Origin of the sequence: Capnocytophaga canis (assembly GCF_043187445.1) — a bacterium.
In the GTDB taxonomy this organism is placed as follows: Bacteria; Bacteroidota; Bacteroidia; order Flavobacteriales; family Flavobacteriaceae; genus Capnocytophaga; species Capnocytophaga canis.
In genome coordinates this window covers 579,071-600,207 of the sequence record NZ_CP171121.1, presented here as the reverse complement: position 1 = coordinate 600,207, position 21,137 = coordinate 579,071, and the positions used below count along the sequence as shown (strand labels likewise).

The following is a 21,137-nucleotide window of genomic DNA, read 5'->3' as shown; positions in this document are numbered from 1 at the left end:
TTTATCCCTACATAATTCTTAATACCCCTACTTTTGTGATTTTGTATACTTCCATCTAAAAAAGGAAGATGTCGTACTAAAAATTGTTTAAATGAAAACCTTTATTAAAATATGCGCTTTGCTCGTTGGGATGTGTTATATCCATGGACAAGAATTGCCTATATGTGAGTCTAATACTTTCATTTACAATAAATATAACTTTGGTGACGATTTCATTAATGCTATTAGACCTATACATATAAACTCAGAAGGAAGCGTATATTTAGCCCCTTATGGCAAGAAATTGAAGCGATTGGAAAGTAATACGGTTAGTACAATCAGTGATAAGTTTGATGGAAACTACGAATATTCAGGTATAATCGAAAAAGATAGTGTGACCTATTTTTTCTTTGAAAAATCAATTTACAGCCAACGTGGTGAAAAAATTGAGCGACTTCCTTTTGATGTTGAAGAGGATTTTCTTATTAGCCACGTAGTCGAGCATGAAAAACATATCTATTTCACTGTCATTCATATAACTCAACGAAATAAAATAAGGTTGTACGTTTATGATATTGAAAATAAACAGTTTAAAAATATAAAAACCGAATTTAATAACCTAAATCGTTTAATATCTAATGATAAAACCATTTATTTTATAGTTTCTGAGGAAGGGAAAACGTTTATTTATGATGTTATTGACAATTTTAAATTGGTAAAAACTTACCCATTTATTACTTCGGCGATAGGTTATATTATTTCACCTGATGATTTTTATTTTGAAAATTCTAATACTATTTTGTATCACTACAAAGATGGGGTTTCAACTCCTGTTTTTGAAGGAATTATGTCCGACCATTATTTAAAAAATAAGTTTTATGGAGAGCAAAAGAAAGAGGCATATCGCATTTATGATTTGTCACAAACTCCACCACAGCTTATGGCTGTCAGCTCGGATATAAAGTTGCGTTATCTGAACTCTTATTCACCTGAAAGTCACAGTTTCTATGTGTCGACTCCACAGCATTTGGGGAGGCTTTTTCCGTATATCAAGAAATATCCTCGTATTTTTGATGGAGACAATTCCGAATCCATTCACAGTATCACACAATCTCCAGATGGTAAGATTTGGGTCGGGTCATATGGGAATAATTTTTCTGTTATTGACGATCGTAAAATAGTACAGTCCAAACAAAGAAAACGTATTTTGCCTGGAGCTATGTCGGTCGGAAACAAAATGCTGGTCTATGTTGATGCCCCTGCACAAACGTTCCTTTACGAGAATGAAAACAAATATACTATTTTGAATGATACTGTTGGTGGATATTTCAGTTTTGTGAGTAGTAAAGGTATGTTTTTCACAGGGACTTTTAATTACGGGTTGATGTATAAACCTTTGAAAGACCTTGAAAACAAATCTGTTAAATGGAAGTTTGTAGGTAAAGATAAAGGGATGAAACTCCAATCGTGCCTGACGGTTGCCGAGGACAAATTCGGGAATATTTGGACAGGTGCTGGAGGTCAATTAGCTGTTTTTCAAGAAGATAAAAACCAAGCTGTTTCGCTTTATGCTAAGGAAAAAGACATTCCATTTGGTTCTATAGCGATGCTCAAAGATACTTATGATACCTTGTGGTTTGGAACCTCTCAGGGGGAACTTTTCTACTGGAATGGAAAGCATAAAGATGATTTTAGATTTGAAAGTTTCGTACGGATTGAGCACCCTCTGTTAGTAAAAGGAAAGATGATTACTTTCATCCATCAGTGGAATGATTGGTTGGTATTGGGAGCTAAAGATAAGGTACTTTTGTTCAACATAGCTACTTGGCATAAGGATCGGAAAATTTTAGTTCGGTATCTAAATCCAATGGAATGTAAAATAGAAAGTGTGACCGAGCAAAATACCGTATTGACCGATTTCAGAGATCAATCGCTGTGGTTTGCTACAAGCGATATGCTTTACCAATGGGATATCGAAAAATGGTTGAAATTACCTACTTTTCATGTAACCCCACGTGTGCAACTTTATGAAGGAGAATCCTCAATAGATTTAAAAACGGATGAAGCATTAAAGATTTCTCCGTCAAAAACTTCCTTCGAAATTCAAGTTACCTACCAAGGAAAGGACAATATGCCTCGGTATATGCGTTCACACTTGGTTAAGAAGGGCGAAACTCCTAAAATAGAAGATATAGCTATACAAAAAAACTATAATTTTCAGAATCTATCTCCTGGACAATATATTTTTCAAGTATTAATTTGTCAGCAAGACGGTAGCTATTCGGTGCATGAATATCCCATCACGATTACTAAATTCATCTGGCAACAGTGGTGGTTTTGGTTCTTGTTGCTTTTGTTCCCAACGTTGATTGTAATTAAACAGGTTAGAATCCAACAAAGAATGGAACGTCAACAAAAGGAAATAACTCAGTTGAATATGCTTAGCCTTGGTAAACAATTTCGTCCTCATTTCATGTTGAACGTTCTCAACAGTTTAGGAGCGTCTTTGTACGACAAGCCTCACGCCGAGCGAATTATTAGCCGCATAGGCGAAAATATTAACATTATTCACTTATTTTCAAAAGAGAATCAACCTTGTATTTCATTCGCTCAAGAATGGAAATTAGCACTCAATACTATTGATATCTACAAAGAGTTGTATGTCAAAGAATTACATATTAAAATTTCTCATGTAGAAGTAGTTCCCTTGGATTATCGTCTGCCCATTGGGACGCTTCAAATGGTGGTAGAAAATGCACTTCTTCATGGTGTTCGACATCGAAAAGTAGCTCCATTTTTGTTAGAGATTGATTTTACTCAAGATGATTTTTTCTACTATATCACGATTTCAGACAATGGGGTAGGGATGGAACATTCTAAAAAATTCTATGAATTTGAACGAAGAGGTACAGGTCTGAATAATATTGCTGCAATGATAGAAATTATCAATACCAAGATAGAACGAGCTTTCAGCATAAGAATTAATAAATTTAATCCTGATGACCAGGAGTATCCTGGTACAATAGTTTCTATTCGGATGCGAAAAGATATGAATTTTAAAAATATATTTCCCCCCCCCCCCCCCCCCCCCCCTATAAAAAGAGAAGGAAAGGCTATTTTATATAAATAAAACTCAATTAAATTGATAAAATATTAAAAAAATATTAATCATGAAATTTCGATATATTGTCGTTGAGGACGATACCAATGTTTGGGAAAATATCCGTATTCGTATGCAAAGCTATCCGCAATGGGAGGCCTTGGAGTTTTCATCGGAATTGACCGATGCGATTGAAAAAATTACGCAACATCTTCCAGAAATGATTTTTTCAGACTGGAGCATTCGTGGAGGTAATGCATATCAGATTTTGAATTACATTTCAACAATTGAAAATTATAATCCTTATGTTATATTTTTTACAGGATATCAGTCAGAAAATCCTGAAATCCCTCAACGAATCATCAACGATTTTCCAATAGTTAATAAATACATCGTTAAACCCATATATGAAAACCTAACGAATCATCTACAAAGCTATGTTCGAGAAGCCGAAAAACAAGCTATCAAATCGGTTTCCAAAAAAGGAAGCTCAGCAGAAAGCAAAGAATCTGAGGGTATTTTGATAGACACATCTTTGGGAAAGGTACGTATTTTTATGTCGGAATTTATTGCCGTTTTACAACAGGAAGGAACACGTTCGAAAATGTTATATTTGAAGAATAATTGTTCGTACGAACTGAAACAAACTTGGGAAGAAATCTTTACTTTGTTAGAGGAATCTCAGATTGACTATTTCGTGGCTCATAATCGAAAATCTGTTATTAATAAAGTTTTTATTAAAACAATAGTAAAGCCCTATGTCTTTATGGAAAACGACTTATCCATTAAAGTTTCTCGAGAACAGTGGCGAAAATTAGAAACTTTTTCCTAAAAAATAACAAATCCCGAAGTTGGTTTTTCCAAAATCGGGATTTGATTGTTTAAATAATACTCTTAAAATTTATTCTCTTGAAGCGGCTGCGATTTTCAAGGCCCAATAAACAAGCATAGCCAATGACCCTAAAGCAGCTACCAAGTAGGTTCTTGCAGCCCATTTTAAAGAGTCTTCAGCACCTGCATATTCTTGAGGGGCTAACATATTCTTGTTTTTCAGCCATGCCAAAGCTCGGTTACTCGCATCATATTCCACAGGAAGAGTGATGATCGTGAATAGCGTTGCCAGAGCTGACATAATCAGTCCAGCGATGGCAACATATATTCCAAAACTTGACATTGTGGACAAAATTAATCCACCCATAATCAAATAAGTAGAAAAGTTAGAGGAAACACTTGCAATGGGTACTAACTTAGAACGCATAGTCAGCCATTTGTATGCTTGAGCGTGTTGTACGGCATGTCCCACTTCGTGAGCAGCTACTGCCGCTGCAGCCGCATTGCGTTGATTGTAAACCCCTTCACTTAAGTTTACGGTTTTGTTCATTGGGTTGTAGTGGTCAGTAAGCATTCCAGGTGTTGAAATAACTTTCACATCATAAATCCCATTGTCGTGTAACATCTTTTCGGCAATTTCCGCACCTGACATGTTATTGCGTAAATGCACTTGGGAATAGTGCTTGAATTTACGTTTTAACTGCCAACTAACCAGCCAACTAACCAAAGTTAATGCTCCAATAATAAGGTAATATCCCATCATAGTGATTAAAAAAATTAAAAATTATCTTTTTTCTATACTCAAAATGTTTGCCAAAGTTCATTGGTCTTAGATTTGTCAGTTATTAGCTTGTTTTTTTTCGCATACGCATATTTAGAAACTCTACTCCTAAAGAGAATGCAATAGCGAAATATAGATATCCTTTTGGAACAGCTCCGATAGTTTCTCCTGCCAAAACAGCATCTGAAAGGTGCAAAGCTTCCGTGGTTAGCATGAATCCAATCAAAATTAAGAATGACAATGCCAAAATTTGGATAGAAGGGTTGCGATTAACAAATTTACCCACAGGAACAGCAAAGCTCATCATAACAATCACAGAAACAATTACTCCCGCAATCATGATGAATAACTCAGGACGCATTCCCCATATTTCAACTTCTGCAGGGTATAAACCATTGGTCATTCCCACAGCAGTCAAAATACTATCCACAGAGAAAATAAGGTCAATCATTAAAATTTGAAAGATAACAGAGGAAAAAGATACAGAACGTTTTTGTCCTGCCCCTTTTGAGTCAGTAATGTGTTCAATATGATTTACTTTTTCATGGATTTCTTTGGTTGATTTGTAAATTAGGAAGATACCCCCACTGAGTAAAATTAATGCTTGTCCGTTAATGTGGGCAGTAAACCACCCCCAGTCAATGGTAAAAAGTGTACTTTTCATTTTGGTAAGCCATGTGATGGCAAACAGTAAGGCAATACGCATGAACATAGCCAAGAATAATCCGATTTGGGTAGCTCTTTTGCGTTTTTCTTCAGGTAATTTTCCCGTAACGATTGAGATAAAAATCACGTTATCAATTCCTAAGACAATTTCTAAGAATGTCAGGGTCAAAAATGCGATTAAAGCATCGGCGGTAAATAAAATTTCCATAGGTATGTGATACTAATTTTTTCGGCAAATTTAGTTATTTTTCGGTATTTTCAACGAGATTGTCTTTTTTTGTTTTCATAGCCTTAAAAAAAGCGGCTCGGCTCAGAGGTTCGTAACTTTCTTTCTCTCCTAACACAAATAAACCATCATTGTCAGTAGTTCGGAAACTAAAGTGAGCTAAATTTCCTGTACGAGTACAAACAGCGTGGACTTTTGTAACATATTCAGCCGTAGCCATCAGTGCAGGCATTGGACCAAAAGGATTGCCTTTGAAATCCATATCTAACCCTGCAACAATAACCCGTACTCCTCTGTTAGCTAGATCATTACATACATTTACTATTTCGTTGTCAAAAAATTGGGCTTCATCAATTCCCACTACATCACAACCATCAGCAAGTAGTAAAATATGAGTAGCTGTTGGTACAGGGGTCGAATGAATTTCGTTAGCGTTATGTGAAACGACCTTACTCTCGTCATAACGAGTGTCAAGAGCAGGTTTGAAAATCTCTACTTTTTGCTTAGCGAATTGAGCTCGTCGCAACCTACGGATGAGTTCTTCGGTTTTCCCCGAAAACATAGATCCACAGATGACCTCTATCCATCCGAATTTTTCTGAATGATTTGTGGTGTTTTCTAAAAACATGATTTTGAGTTAATACGTTTTTTTTTAGAAAGTGTAAGAAAGTCCAGCAGCTAACATTTGTTTTAGTTGGGGTCTTGCTCCGTATTGATGGATAGCACCATTAGCACCTTTATATGAATAGAATTTAATGTCATCATCATACTTCAAATGTATTCCAATACGCGCTTGAACATAGGTATTTACTTTCAAATTAAGGGTTGATTCCCAGTCTATGTCAATATTTCCTACATTTTTTAGATAGTCACCATAGAAATTGAAACGATTTTCCAACTGCATGTTTTTAGCAATTTCTTTTCTCCAATTCCCTGATACATAAAAACCTAACTGTGATTTAGTTTTTTTACCAGGCTTTATCATATTTCCATTGGCATCATATTCCGCTTTATCGACACCAAAGGCACCTTGGTCAGCTAAGGTTTTGTCTAAAACAAAAAGCGTTCGGTGAGTTATTGGTGAAATGAATATATTAAAACGTTTGGCATCTGGTACAAATTCTAATCCTATCCCCAGCGTAAAGTGAGCGGGAGCCATGAATTTAGAGATAGCAGTTTCCGTATTCGGATAGGCATATCCGTTGTAAATTTGCGTCAGAAATTGTGATTTAGCGGTGTAGTACCAACGTGATTTTGAATTTCCACGATAACCAAAGGAAGAAGTAATCGAAAATTTATCGTCCGTTTTCCGAGGCCCTCGACCTTTTTGAGCATTGGCTCCATAGTTGATTTCTAATTCATTATCCCAAAAATAGGTTGTTTCAGAAAAACGACGTCTGAACTGAGCATTTAATAAAGCTGTTACCGAATTGTCTCCTCCAGCACTCCAATTTGAGAAAGCCATTTCGCTGATACTTAAATTGATACGATTGAATTTAAACCATTTTTCTTGTTCTTTTTTAAAACGGTCAATAGCAAATTCAATAGCTCTTTGATTTTTAATAATCTGGATCGGATAAGTTTTTATAGGTTGAATCTCTCCTTTCGCCCTTCGGATTTGAGCAAAAGAGACAGCGTTTATAAGCAAAAGGGTAGTAAGTAAGATTTTTTTCATTTCTATATTGTACTTTTAATGGTTTTGTTTTTTAGTGATTACACATTTTTTTAGAAGAAGTTTGTACGTAGAATTTTGTGAATGTAACCAAATTGGTGGGGTTCATCTCCAATTTTACTGATTTTACAAAACACTTTCAACTATTTACTTACTTCCACAATGAACAATCCTTGGGAGAGGGAGTAGAGCAGAGCTTGTTTCTTACAAACTCCTGACTACAGTAGACTGAATTTTTCAGCCAAGGTGGAGGAATCTAAACCGACTATTTTTTGTAATCTCTCCACATTACCATGTGTTATGAAAATGTCAGGTAAACCTATGATTTTCAGTTTGTTTTTATAATTGTAAACGTTTGCAAATTCAGCAATGGAACTTCCAAACCCTCCTTTTTCGATTCCCTCTTCAACGGTAAAAATGATTGTATAGGTTGCAAAAATAGTGTGTAAAAGTGATTCATCCAAAGGTTTTAAGAAACCTATATCAAAATGAGCATACTCTTCACTATTTTTTAACAAATCCAATGCCTTTGTTACATTATCGGCAATGCTTCCGATACTTAAAACAGCGTATTTGGTTCCCGATTTGAGTTGTCTTCCTTTGCCGATTTCGACTTTTTGGAAAGGCTGTAGCCAATCAGTTTGAGAACATCTGCCTCGTGGATATCGAATTGCAAAGGGTTGTCCTACATTGAGTTGAGCGGTGTAAAGTAGGTTTCGAAGCTCTGTGGCATTTCGTGGAGAGGCGATTATCAGATTAGGAATAGACCGTAGAAAAGCCATGTCAAAAACACCGTGGTGGGTTGCCCCGTCTTCCCCCACTAATCCCGCTCTGTCGATACAGAAAATTATGGGTATATTTTGCAATGCCACATCATGAACTATTTGGTCATACGCTCGTTGCAAGAAAGTTGAATAGACTACACAAAACGGAATCATTCCTTGTAAGGATAATCCAGCAGAGAATGTAACAGCGTGTTGTTCAGCGATTCCTACATCAAAAACTCGATTTGGGAACGATTGTTGCATGTGAGTCAAAGAGCTTCCACTTGGCATTGCAGGAGTGATAGCTACAATTTTTGGATTCTGTTCGGCTAACTCTTTTAAAGTCAGTCCAAAAACATCTTGGTATTTAGCAGGAAGTTCCACACTTTCTGAATACTGTTCACCCGTGATTTTATCAAATTTTCGAGGAGAATGGTAGGTAATCTGGTCATTTTCAGCTTTTTCTAAACCTTTGCCTTTGATTGTGGTTACGTGGAGTAGCTGGATACCTTTTTCCTTTTTCGCAGATTCAAAAGAGGTGATAAGTTCAGGGATATTATGTCCATCAATGATTCCTTTGTATTTGATATTCAGTGATTTAAAAAAAGACTCGTTTTTTCCTTTTTCCTTTTTCTGCTGTTCAAAATAGTTTTTTAAAGCTCCTATTGATGGGTCAATACCTATGTTATTGTCATTCAGTATGATAATAACATTTGCATCGGTCGTAGAAGCATGATTCAAAGCTTCGAAAGCCATACCACTGACGATAGAGGCATCGCCAATTACGGCAATGTGTTGCCGGTCTCGATTTCCTTGTAAAACCGATGCTACAGCCATACCCAGCACCGCCGAAATAGAAGTTGAAGAATGTCCTGTGCCAAAAGCATCGAACACGCTTTCTTCAATTTTTGGAAATCCGCTGATACCACCAAATTGACGTATGTTTTCAAATGCTTCTTTTCTGTCGGTAAGTATTTTGTGGGGGTAACACTGATGTCCTACATCCCAAACAAGTTTGTCATCAGGAGTGTTAAATACATAGTGCAGAGCAATTGTTAGTTCTACTACTCCTAAACTAGCTCCCAAATGTCCTCCTTGTCGTGAAACCACATCAATAATGAGGTCACGTATTTCCTTCGCCAATAAAGAAAATTGTTCTCTCGGTAATTGACGTAGGTCATGGGGGGTATGTATGTTTGGTAAAATCATCGAACGAGGTCTTACGTCAAAGATGTTGACAGATGTAGTTTGTTAATCGAATAAATCAGTTGATTTTCAGTGAAAAACCGAATAAAAAGGCTTCCAATCATGGTATGAAAAGAAGCTAAATCCGAACTGCAAATATACGACAAGAAACAACATCCACAAATCCTATTTCTTATTTTAAAGGTTATAGAATTTATAAATGATTATTTTACAGTCACTTCAATAACTCGCTCTTCGCCTTTAGTGTTGATAATCCGTAATATATTTTTTCCTTTTGGTGCATAGATGTCCATTTCGTGGAAATGCGTGGTAACGCCCAAGTAAGAACTGTTCAGATACCAAAATACTTCGCCTTCATTGTGGGCTACTTTAGCTGTAAAAGGTTGTAAATCACCTCCAAATCCTTTAGTCGTGTAAATTATGTTTCCGTGCTTAGGATAGATAAAGTCTAATGATTTTATCGTGTTACTATGTTGACAATCAGCTCTAAAAGGAGGGAGAGTTTGGTAATTAACATGCTGTTTTTTGTAAAACCACTCCATCACAGGAGGCAAAACAAACCATGATTTTGTGACGATTTTATCAAGAGATTCGCAAGAGGCATTGATTTGAAATTGTTCATTTTTGTCTAAATGAACAATTTTATGATATTTACATTGTTCGTTGTCGGAATTGCTAATGGTTGAGTAGATCGTTTTTTTGGGACATTCTTCTTTTGCTAAAAATCCAGAAACTTCACACACAGAGAGTTCTCTAAGGTCTTCGTGAGGCTTCTTAAACCATGTTGAGTTAGGCAAGGTGTTGAAAATACTGAACATAATAGGAGCTGCAAAAGAAGCTCCTGTTAGCGAAGGACGACCTTCGCCTGTAGCATTACCCACCCAAACGCTAACTACATATTCTGGAGTTATACCAATTGACCAAGCATCTTTATTTCCGAAGCTGGTTCCTGTTTTCCATGCTACTTTTCGAGCCGACTCATAGTATCGCCACGCTACATCGCTCGTTGGGCGATTTACTTCTTTCATGGCTTCAAACATTTGCCATATAGCTCCTGCTCTCAATGTAGGAATTTCTGTGGTAAAATGACCAAAATCAATAGTGTTTTTAGACAAATCATAGTTTAAATCCTGAAATTCGGCACTTCGATAGGCTCTTTGTTTGTTGAAAACATTCAATTCGGAAGCTAAATTAACGTAAACTCTTGTTAAATCCCATAGATTACTTTCAGCTCCTCCTAAAATTATAGATAAACCATAATGATCAGGATGTTTTTTTATGTCCGTAAGGGAAATTTTTTGGATGATATCGTAAAAACGATACGTTCCAAAGCGTTGCAATAGCCATACAAATGGTATGTTTAGTGATTTTGCTAATGCCATATCTGCAGGAACAGCTCCCTCGAAGGTGTTGTTAAAATTTTGAGGAGAATATCCAGAAATATGTGTAGGAATGTCTGGGATTAACATTTGAGGCAATAAATCTCCTTCTTGAAGCATAGCCGCATACAGTAGAGGTTTCAACACGCTCCCAGTACTGCGAGGGGCATGGACAATATCCACATCTTTTTGGTGAGCAACATTTGTAGGAGTATTTCCAATATATGCTAACACATTCCGAGTTTTCACATCCGTAACTAGTACCGACATATTATAAACTTCTGATTGAGAATAATGGTGATAGTAGTTACGAACAATTTGATTTACTTTTTCTTGCAAATAGAAATCAATAGTCGTTTTGATGCGATGACCTTCATTTTTTTTAGCAATGAGTTCCAATAAGTGAGGAGCCATCTGTGGTAACGGATGTGGTTTTTGAGGTAGAGGCTCGGCAAGTGCTAGTTCGTATGTTTCGTTGTCTATAACGTGATTGTCAAGCAGTTTTTTGAGTAGTCGATTACGTTTTTGTAATAAAAGTTGTTGATTTTTTCCTGGAAAAATTAAACTTGGGGCATTGGGTAATACAGCTAATGTTGCACATTCTGCCCACGACAATTGATGTGGAGACACCCCAAAATAACGCCATGCTGCCATATCCAACCCTACAACATTTCCGCCAAAAGGAGCGTGTGAGGCATAAAGCCGTAGAATTTTGTCCTTAGAATATCGAAATTCTAAACGCGTAGCTAAAATCAATTCAGTAATTTTCTCAAAATATGTACGTTGTTGGTTTTCACGAGATAAACGGATGACCTGTTGCGTGATTGTACTGCCTCCACGAACAATTTTTCCTTGTTGTAAATTATTTACTAAGGCTTTAGTCATCGAAATAGGATTCACTCCCCAGTGGTAGCTAAAGTATTCATCCTCAAAGTATATAATTGCTTTTTTGAATCGATAAGGTACACTGTCAAGCTCAGGAAACCTCCATTGTTCATCATTCGCGATTTTTGCACCCAACAAATTTCCTTCAGCACTTTCAATCACAGTGGAATAATCGTCGGGAAACAGTGCTTTTGGCAATGAAAAGTAATACAACAACAGAACAACTCCAAAAACAGAAGTTTTGATAGGATTTTGCTTAATTTTTTGAGTTATGTAATTAAAAAATCGTAACATTGAAAGTGAATTTCACAAAGGCAAATATACGGATTTATTCGTTTTTGAGCAGAAAAATTCTCATTCTCAAGGGATTTTAGAAACAGAACTGTGAACCGTAAGCATAGGGACGCAATACATAGCGTCCCTATCAAAATTCCTTCAGTGAAACTAACTTATCTCAGATTCAATGAATTACTTTTTTTTTCCACTGCGGAAAAACATAACCGTCATCACAACAAAGGCGATACAAACTAAAACGAAGACACCGATGATGAAAACACCTGCTGTGTGGTTGTAAAGAGGAATGTTAGAAATCATTGTCATTTTTGTAGCGTTTTTTTATTCGGCTAAAATAAAATTTTTCACAAAAATAAAATATGATAAATGTCAGTTTTTCAGTTAATTATAAATATTTTTGTTTGTAAAGCATTGTTTTTCAACATTTTATAAAATAGTTGTTTTTAAAAAATAAATTATATATTTGCCGCCCGAAATATTTTTTTCGAGTAGAAAACAAGATAATGATAGATCTTAGACATTGTTTTTGACGTTACATTGAGTTAAAATTCGTATATTTGACCGGTTAAATTTTGCAACTCGTGGAAAACATACAAACTATAAAACAACGTTTTGGAATCATCGGGAATGACCCTAAACTCAATCGAGCTGTTGAAAAGGCAGCACAAGTAGCTCCCACTAATGTTTCTGTATTGGTTACGGGAGAAAGTGGAGTAGGGAAGGAGTCTATTCCGAAGATAATACATTCATTGTCAATGCGTAAGCACGGTAAGTACATTGCTGTGAACTGTGGAGCCATCCCCGAGGGGACAATTGATTCCGAGCTATTCGGCCACGAAAAAGGGGCTTTCACAGGAGCTACATCGACTCGAAACGGATATTTTGAAGAAGCGGACGGAGGCACAATCTTTTTGGATGAGGTGGGTGAACTACCACTTACCACACAGGTGCGATTGCTTCGCGTACTCGAAAATGGAGAGTTTATCAAAGTAGGGTCATCGGTAGTGCAGAAAACAAATGTACGCATTGTGGCAGCAACCAATGTGAAAATGTTCGAAGCAATTAAAAAAGGACGATTCCGTGAGGATTTGTACTATCGGTTGAGTACCGTTGAGATTCACTTACCCGCACTTCGAGAGCGAAAAGACGATATTCACCTACTTTTCAGAAAGTTTGCTTCTGATTTTGCTGAAAAATACAAAATGCCGCCCATAAAACTGACTGATGATGGCGTACATCTTTTGGTTAACTACCGCTGGAGTGGGAACATACGTCAGTTGCGTAATGTAGCTGAACGAATCTCTATTTTGGAACAAAAAAGGGAGATTTCTGCCACAATTTTGCGTAACTATCTGCCTGACGAGGGAGTTAATCTGCCAACAGTAGTCGGTACCACACGTAGTGAAAGTGATTTTTCAAACGAACGAGAATTATTATATAAGGTGTTGTTCGATATGAAAAGCGATCTCAATGATCTGAAAAAATTGACTTTGGAGCTATTACAAAAAGGAAATTCGCAACAAGTTCAAGAGGATAATAAGGGATTGATCCATCGAATTTATGGTGAAAATAAGAAACATACTTCTGAGGTAACTCCCGAAATTTCATTCATTCCTGTTGAGGCGACAATTCCTACCGAGGTGATTGACGATGCGGAAGAGTACGTTTATGAGGAAGCTCCAAAAGACGAATCTCTTTCCTTGCACGATAAAGAATTAGAGTTGATAATCAAATCGTTAGAGAGAAATGGAGGCAAACGTAAGGAAACAGCCAAAGAGTTGGGAATTTCAGAACGGACACTCTATCGGAAAATTAAACAATTTGATTTGGATTTGTAGAGTTCCTATTCAATATCTTTCTGCTTTTCATCCCAATCAAGTTGACTGTGTTTGAAATTCCGTAAAAATGGGGTTAATAAAATTAGTTTACTTAACCATAACGAACCTTACAGATTTGCACAGGCAATGTTAGATTGATAATGTAGAATCTTAGTTAAATTTTGGGTCTTGACATGAGATACGACGCAGAAGATACGTTAGGACTCTTATTTTTTTGATATAAATGTATAATCAGTCTTAATAAAAACAATTGTAAAAATGACTCTGTCCATTTGGAGATATGCACATTTGGTATTAGCTTTAGTAGCTTCGTTTTTTGTTCTCATAGCTACCCTTACGGGGATGATTTTAGCATTTGAACCTATTTCAAATCAATTAAAACCTCTGAAGAGCTCTAATTTTGAAGATGTTGAGCTATTCGAAACTGTACTACAATTAAAGGAAAAATACACAGAGGTATTATCTCTTGAGGTTGATGAAAATCGGTTTGTTAAAACAGAAGTTGTTGATGAACAGGGCGATACAATGATTTTTTATATAGACCCTAAAACTGCAGCAACTGTAGGTGAAACTTACAAACGACCTGAATTATTCAGTTTTACCACTACTTTACATCGCTCTTTGTTCATGGGAAAAGTAGGGAGAATTGTGATGGCTGTAACTGCATTTTTACTGTTTTTGATTGCTTTTTCAGGAATGATTCTCATTGTTCGTAAGCAAAAAAATTGGAAACGCTTTTTCAATAAATTGGTAAAAGAACGATTTTTTCCCCACTACCATACCTTTTTAGGTCGACTGTTACTCTTTCCTATAGCTGTCATTACTCTTACAGGAATATACCTTTCCTTGGAAGGCTTTTCGTTGATTACCTCCCCAAAAATAGATTTTGAAGATATTGACTACGAACAAATTACCGAAAAACCTCATAGGTCAATTGCAGATTTTGAGGTGTTTCACATCCCACTTTCAAACGTAAAAAAACTCACCTTTCCTATATTTGAAGATGTAGAAGAAACTTATCGCTTAGAATTGATTGATAGTGAGTTCATTATAAATCAGTTTACAGGAGAAGTATTGGCACAATCGCCTAAGTCAACTGTAAAGGCAATGACCTATTACAGCATGATATTGCATACCGGTAGGGGTACGGTGCTATGGGCTGTGATTTTGTTTTTATCTTGTATTAGTATTTTGTTTTTTATCTACTCAGGATTCGTTATAACATTGAAACGCAGGAAATCAAAAATCCGTAATCCATACACGAAAGATAATTGTCAATACGTGATTTTGGTAGGATCAGAAGGAGGCACGACTTTAGGATTTGCTAATTTGGTACATCATGAGCTTATCCGTCAAGGAAAAAAATCGTATTTAGCAGAAATGAACTCCTTGTCAGAATATCCTAAAATGGAGCATTTAATAGTGATGACTTGTACCTATGGCAAAGGAAATGAGCCTGTTAATGCAACAAAATTCAAATCTTTATGGCAAAAGAATACGATCCAAAAACCATTTACCTATTCAGTAGTGGGGTTTGGATCTTTGGCATATCCCGACTACTGCAAATATGCTTATGAAGTAGATGAACTATTAGCGAAAACCTCCATAGGTAAAAAAATAGTAGATTTGCAAACTATTAATAATCAGTCTGTTGAGTCTTTTTCACTTTGGGTGAATGAATGGGCAAGGCAACAAGGTTTTTCACTAAATTTACCCTTTAACAAGTTGGCTAAAAAGAAAGGTAAACAACACACATTCAAAGTGATAGAAAAAACAACTATTCAATCCGATGAAACTTTTTTAGTGCGATTGCAAACTATTGAAAATGTGCGTTTTACATCAGGAGATTTATTGGGTATAACATCAGAGGTTGATGGTAGAGAACGACTCTATTCCATAGGGAAAACGGCTTCCAATGAGATTTTACTGAGTGTGAAACGACATGAAAAAGGGTTGATTTCCAATATGTTAAATAATTTAAAATCAGGTGATCTTTTGAAGTCGGCGATATATAAAAATCCAGAATTTCACTTTCCCAAAAAAGGAAAACCAGTGGTTTGTATTGCTACAGGAACAGGTATAGCTCCTTTTTTGGGAATGATAGCTGACAATGAAGCCCATCAACCGTTAACGCTATTTTGGGGCGGAAAAAACGACAGGTCTTTGGTTATTTACAAATCATTTTTGGAAGAGCAACTTCGAGTTGGAAAATTGACGAATCTACAAATTGCTTACTCCAGAATGGGGGCGAAAAAATATGTACAAGATATTGTTTTAGAGCAATCTACGTTTTTTGCAAATCTCCTAAAGAGTGGAGGTGTGGTGATGATTTGCGGTTCAGTAGCGATGCAGCGAGGAGTGGCTGAGATATTAGAAAGTATATGCCAAGAACAATTACAAAAACCGTTGAGTTATTTCCAAAACAGACAACAGTATAAAGTTGATTGTTATTAGGTACTTTTCAGGATTCTACCGTATTTTATACGCTTTGAACTGTTACCGAAAAATCAAAATTCTTCAGATTTTTTGATATTTAAAGTACTGCTTACTCTTAAAGAAATCACAATTAACATTGTTTTTAGATAAAACATAAAAATGTCAAAAAAGAGAAAAAACGGAAGTTTTTGTGCTTTTTTCGTAATAAAAATATGTTAAATGTTTTTCTTTTTATTTTATTTTTGTATGATAACTGCTATTTACGATTTAGGATTATTAATTCTTATTTTTTGAAATCGCAAAAACTAACATCCGATAGTTTTATATCCAATTAATTTGTTTACTTTTGCAATGCTGTCGCATGTGTTTAATACAAATAAACCGTGAAAAAAGATTTTGAAATAATGAAAATAGATATTTCATACAAGTATTTAGTACTGCTTATTTTCTCTTTGTTCGTAAGCTATGTACACGCTCAGAGGATAGAGTCTATCTCTCTGGGTTTTAGTGATGCTTGTGTTTCGGATTCATATAATAACTTTGGAGTTTCATTCAAATGGCAACCACCATTGCCCAATGCTACGAATCAATATATTATTGAGCTATCCGATGCGAATGGTGATTTTTCAAATCCTGTAACATTAGCAACGTTGACAGGGCAAAATACACAGTTTGAATACTCAGTAAACGTTCAGTTTCCGAACACCATGCATGGCGATGCGTATAGGATTCGTGTTAGTAGCACCAATCCCTCATCTTCCATTACGAGTAACCCATTTTCGGCTTACTATGTAAATGTAAATAGCCCTATGGAATTAAACGGAGGGGTATCTAATATTAATCTTTGTCCAGGGCATTCGCAAGAAATATCAGTAAACAAAAAAGGTGAAAAAGCTTACAAATGGTACCGTAACAATACCTTAATTCCTGGTGAAACCAAGCATACGCTCCGAGTTTCAGAGGCTGGGACGTATCATGCCGTTGTAGATTATGGAAATTATTGCTCGGGTTCGTCTAATTCACGTTCAAACAATGTGACGGTGGTAATGGGGGGAAGTCTCGGGGTCGTTATAACCAACTCGATTTCAGGTAATAATATTTGTAAAGGTCAGCCTTTTACCTTAACAGCAAGTGTTAACGATTCGAACTATCTATATAAATGGTATCGTAACGGAACCGTAGTGCAACAGGGAGCAGGTATGCATACTTACACAGCTCCTACCGATGACACGGCTGCTGGTTCCTACAAGCTAGGAATTTCTGTTCCAGGTAGTACTTGTGAGGAATTAACAAATGAAATTGAAATAAAATTCAGAGAAAACTTCACGGTTTCAGCTACGGTACAGGGTGATGTGCTGATTTTGCCTGGAGGGACGAAAAAATTAGAGGCTACTACTACAGCCGAATCCCCTTCATATCAATGGAAATTAAACGGAGCCCCCATACAAGGAGCTACAGAAGCTACTTATCAAGCCAGACAGCCTGGAGAGTACACCGTTGAGGTAACTCAAGGAGGAAGTTGTGCGGGAGTTTTGCAGACTTCTAATAAGGTATTGCTTGAAAGTCCGAATGAATTTAAGGTGGAGATTCGATATAAGTCCTCGGGTTACCAACCTTGTATGTTTGATAAAGCTACTTTAGGATTAGCAAAAATCATTGCTGTCACTCCTTCAGGAGAAGTATTGTTAGAGGCATCAAGTTACAGTGCATTTACTTATCAATGGTATAAGGACGATGAGGCTTTGGATGATGATGACGATGACAACGATGACGATGACGATGATGATGACAGTGGTTTTGAACTTACCTTAAATAAGGCTACTCAAAATGGGAATTACTCTTTGAAAATAGCTACCCCGGGGGTGAACAACATACAACGTTCTAATTCGTTACCCGTACAGTTGACAGATCCAAATGCAGTACAGTTGAACGGAGGACAAACGAGCTTGGAGGTTTGTGCAGGTGTAGTTACTTTGACGGCTTCGCCACTTGACGTTAATGCCACTTATACTTGGTACAAAGATGGTGTTAAGGTATCTGAAGGAGCAGGAGTTTACGAATATGGAGCAACCCAAATGGGGACTTATTACGTGGCAATGTCTGGAACTTCAGAGGCTTGTCCTGCTACGTCAAATTCATTAGTGCTTGTTAAAAGAGAAATCAGGGCAAATTGGGTTTTGCCACAAATCCCAAGAGCTTTTATACCTGGTAAAACCTATGTGTTGACAATCAGTCACAACATGAATAATCCAACTATCAAATGGTTTAGAAATGGGACTGAAATTCAGGGAGTTTCTGCTCCTACTTATTCCGTTACGGAACCGGGATCTTATCATGCTGAGGTAGAAAGTTCAAGTTCGGGGTGTGCAGGTTCAAAAATTGTATTACCTTTGCGGAGCTATATAGAGATAAAAGAGCTTAAACCCAATATAGGATTTGCGGAAGTCCAGTCTCAAAATTGTGATGGTACCGCAACTCAAACAACATTGAAGCTGAAAAAGTTAGAAGCTGTATTAGAAGGAGGTGAGGTTGTTTTGATAGGTAATGAGGGGGATGAGACTGATTATCAGTATTTCAGTTTTCAATGGCTCAGAAACGATGCCCCAATTATGGGACAATCTGACCCGACGGGATTAGTTGTTACAAAAGAAGATGCCTTAACTGGAAGTTATTCGCTATTAGCAATTTACCAAACGATCATTGACCCGTCAAATAAATTGAATGTATCTTTTTCAACTATTCCGGATATCACATTAGTTTCGGAAAGTGATGATGATAGTCCTAAAATTTGCGAAGGCGGTTCAACTATTATCAAAGCTCCTATAGATTCGGAGGCATTCTCTTATCAATGGTATAAGGGAGCAGTTCCTATCGAAGGAGCAGTAGAAGCAACCTATGAAGCAACAGAAGTTGGTGATTATTATTTGCGAATTTCTAATGGAGCTTGTACCAAACAGTCGACTAACATCGTGAAAGTTTCTGTATTTGATCCTAGTTCACTAAAGTTAGTACGCGTCAATAGTGATGGAGTAGAAATTTCGGAAGTGCCATCAGGCAGTCGCGTTACAGCATCGAAAGGAGAGGTAATCAAAGTTGTTGGAGGGAATAGTAAAGCGGAAAACTATCTGTGGAGTACGCCAAGTAATTCTGTTTTCGCACAGGAAATTATTATAAAAGAAACAGGAGATTATGTGTTGACAGCTACTATAGGCGGTACTTGTTCACCGGTGGAGTTACGTTTTTCAGCAGAAGTGTTTGAAATTTCTAAAATCCCCAACGTGGTAACGCCTAATGGAGATGGAAGTAATGATTTTTGGGAGATTCCTGAGGAGTATCTGAATAAGGATAATGTTAAAGTAAGCATATATTCGCAAGAAGGGAAGGCAGTTTTCTCTGGTACAAGATTTACCAATAAAACTTGGCCTAATGTTGAAACATACAAAGAATTGGGTAAAAGAGCCTTAATCTTTATGTATATAATAGAAGTGGATAATAAAGTAGATAAGCAAGGTACCATAACTTTGTTCAGATAGAGAAAGAAGATGATGAATAGAAATACTGTTACATGGGTTATTTTGATGTTGTTAGTTCAGTTTTCGTGGGCACAGCAAAAGAATAACTATTATTTAGCACATGATTTACCAGGACATACAGCTGTAAAATACAACACGTTTTTGATGAATCCAGCTTTTCCAATTTTTGGGTACAAAGAGTCACATGTGGCATTGTATCACAGACAGCAGTGGATGAATTTTCAAAATAACTTTAGTATTTTTATGGGGACTTATGGTAAAAAATGGTCTGATAATGAGGTGATTAATGTTATGGCATTTCAGAAAAAGATTGGAGTGTTTCAGAATACAGGTTTTTTAGGAAATTATGTTCATCAGATAGGTTTGGGAGATGAGAGCTATTTGAGATTAGGGATTAATGCCTCTTTTGGTATGAGTGGTATTGCTCAAGGGAAGATTGTAGCTAATGATTCATCAGATCCTTTTTTAGCGAATTTTAGCAATACTGGGATTTTTAATATAAATCCAGCTTTCGATATAAATTTCGGGATGATACATTTTGGATTGAATGCTGAAAATTTGATTGATTATGCATTAGCTGGAGGTGAGATGGCCGTACCTTTTAGTGATAAAGCTTTTACAGGGCACGTAATGTACCGAAATACGATGACAGCAGGTAGTGGAGTTTTGGAAGAGGCTACTTTGTCCGTGTTAGCAAGAGGACGAAAAAGTGCAGATAATTTTCAAATGGGTGGACATGCAATGCTCGACATGCCTACTTTAGGTTGGGTACATGCTGGATATGATCAAAAATATGGAGTATCAGCAGGTTTAGGGTTCAATGTGAACGCTAACCTAAGTGCAGGATTTGGCTACGAACAAGGCATAGGTTCCTATGTAAGCAATTTAGGGGGGACTTATGAGATTACTCTTGCCTATAATTTCGGAGGTGAGCGTCAAGCAAGGGCTAAAAAATTAGCAAAAGACAGAAAAGCAAAAGAGGTCGAGTTAGAAAACAAACGTAAGGCTGCTGAAAGAGCCAAAGAAGAGAAGAAAAAACCAGCGGTGGTGACGCCAACCACTCAAACAACACCGCCTCCTCCGAAGCCAGAGGAGAAACCGAAAACAATTATGCAACGATTGGAAGAACGTCTGAAAGTACAGGAACACAAGATTGCAAATGATAAAATTTCAGAAGGATTCTACGTTATCGCGGGAGTTTATAGAAATCCTAAAGGAGCTTACCAATATTTACAAAATGTTAGAGGGCTTGGATTGACAGCATATACTTTTGTACACCCTGAAAATGGAATGACGTACGTTTACCTTAACAAGGCGTACAGTAGCAAAGGAGAAGCAGGAGTGGTTATGACCGAAACGCTCAGACGACCAGAATTTGCCGACAGAAGTATTTGGATTCTGAGGGTAAGTCGATAATAACGTAAATTGAGAGAGAGGATAATGGTTAGAGATTAAAATAGTTTGTATATTTTGATTTCTAACCGTTGTCGTTCCTACATTTGGTCTTTCAAGTGTTTCATACGGATAGTTTCAGAGGGGGTAAAGGG

Annotated in this window: 13 protein-coding genes; 6 read left to right on the top strand and 7 right to left on the bottom strand. The window is 36.7% G+C overall.

Features of this window, described 5'->3' with window-relative positions; all coding sequences use genetic code 11:
- The first annotated feature begins 91 nt into the window (after positions 1–91).
- Positions 92–3,109 carry a two-component regulator propeller domain-containing protein gene (locus ACF3OB_RS02650; protein WP_392448234.1) on the top strand — a complete coding sequence of 1,006 codons (3,018 nt, stop codon included), beginning with the start codon at positions 92–94 and terminating at the stop codon, positions 3,107–3,109.
- Positions 3,110–3,149: 40 nt separating this feature from the next.
- Entirely contained in the window at positions 3,150–3,911 is a 762-nt protein-coding gene (locus tag ACF3OB_RS02645; protein ID WP_095894224.1) for a response regulator, read from the top strand.
- Positions 3,912–3,980: 69 nt separating this feature from the next.
- Here the strand turns inward: ACF3OB_RS02645 and ACF3OB_RS02640 are convergent, their stop codons facing one another.
- The 7 genes from ACF3OB_RS02640 to ACF3OB_RS02610 all read right to left on the bottom strand — a co-directional run bounded on the left by ACF3OB_RS02640 (position 3,981) and on the right by ACF3OB_RS02610 (position 12,089).
- A complete protein-coding gene (locus ACF3OB_RS02640) occupies positions 3,981–4,673 on the bottom strand; it encodes a zinc metallopeptidase (RefSeq protein WP_392448232.1) in 693 nt (230 codons plus the stop codon).
- An 82-nt stretch (positions 4,674–4,755) separates the two neighbouring features.
- The gene (locus ACF3OB_RS02635; protein ID WP_042008825.1) at positions 4,756–5,565 is read right to left on the bottom strand and encodes a TerC family protein; all 810 of its coding nucleotides are present in this window, start codon (positions 5,563–5,565) and stop codon (positions 4,756–4,758) included.
- Between the two features lie 34 nt (positions 5,566–5,599).
- Complete coding sequence (locus tag ACF3OB_RS02630; RefSeq protein ID WP_095894226.1) at positions 5,600–6,211, bottom strand: thymidine kinase; 612 nt, start codon at positions 6,209–6,211, stop codon at positions 5,600–5,602.
- Between the two features lie 24 nt (positions 6,212–6,235).
- Entirely contained in the window at positions 6,236–7,258 is a 1,023-nt protein-coding gene (locus ACF3OB_RS02625; protein WP_095912500.1) for a DUF3078 domain-containing protein, read from the bottom strand.
- 215 nt (positions 7,259–7,473) lie between these two features.
- Positions 7,474–9,228, bottom strand: coding sequence for a 1-deoxy-D-xylulose-5-phosphate synthase (locus ACF3OB_RS02620; protein ID WP_082024977.1), 1,755 nt, complete (start codon positions 9,226–9,228; stop codon positions 7,474–7,476).
- 200 nt (positions 9,229–9,428) lie between these two features.
- Positions 9,429–11,783 (bottom strand): penicillin-binding protein 1C, encoded by a 2,355-nt coding sequence (gene pbpC / locus ACF3OB_RS02615; RefSeq protein WP_392448230.1) that lies wholly within the window; start codon positions 11,781–11,783, stop codon positions 9,429–9,431.
- A gap of 174 nt (positions 11,784–11,957) precedes the next feature.
- Entirely contained in the window at positions 11,958–12,089 is a 132-nt protein-coding gene (locus tag ACF3OB_RS02610) for a hypothetical protein (protein WP_255318343.1), read from the bottom strand.
- A 275-nt stretch (positions 12,090–12,364) separates the two neighbouring features.
- Between ACF3OB_RS02610 and ACF3OB_RS02605 the strand changes: the two genes are divergently transcribed.
- From ACF3OB_RS02605 to ACF3OB_RS02590, 4 genes are all read left to right on the top strand, one after another.
- Positions 12,365–13,621 carry a sigma-54 interaction domain-containing protein gene (locus tag ACF3OB_RS02605; RefSeq protein ID WP_042345009.1) on the top strand — a complete coding sequence of 419 codons (1,257 nt, stop codon included), beginning with the start codon at positions 12,365–12,367 and terminating at the stop codon, positions 13,619–13,621.
- 258 nt (positions 13,622–13,879) lie between these two features.
- The gene (locus ACF3OB_RS02600) at positions 13,880–16,075 is read left to right on the top strand and encodes a PepSY domain-containing protein (protein ID WP_392420895.1); all 2,196 of its coding nucleotides are present in this window, start codon (positions 13,880–13,882) and stop codon (positions 16,073–16,075) included.
- A gap of 386 nt (positions 16,076–16,461) precedes the next feature.
- Entirely contained in the window at positions 16,462–19,590 is a 3,129-nt protein-coding gene (locus tag ACF3OB_RS02595) for a gliding motility-associated C-terminal domain-containing protein (RefSeq protein ID WP_392448228.1), read from the top strand.
- Positions 19,591–19,599: 9 nt separating this feature from the next.
- Positions 19,600–21,006: a PorP/SprF family type IX secretion system membrane protein gene (locus tag ACF3OB_RS02590; RefSeq protein ID WP_392448227.1), complete on the top strand. Its 1,407-nt coding sequence runs from the start codon at positions 19,600–19,602 to the stop codon at positions 21,004–21,006.
- Positions 21,007–21,137 lie beyond the last annotated feature (131 nt).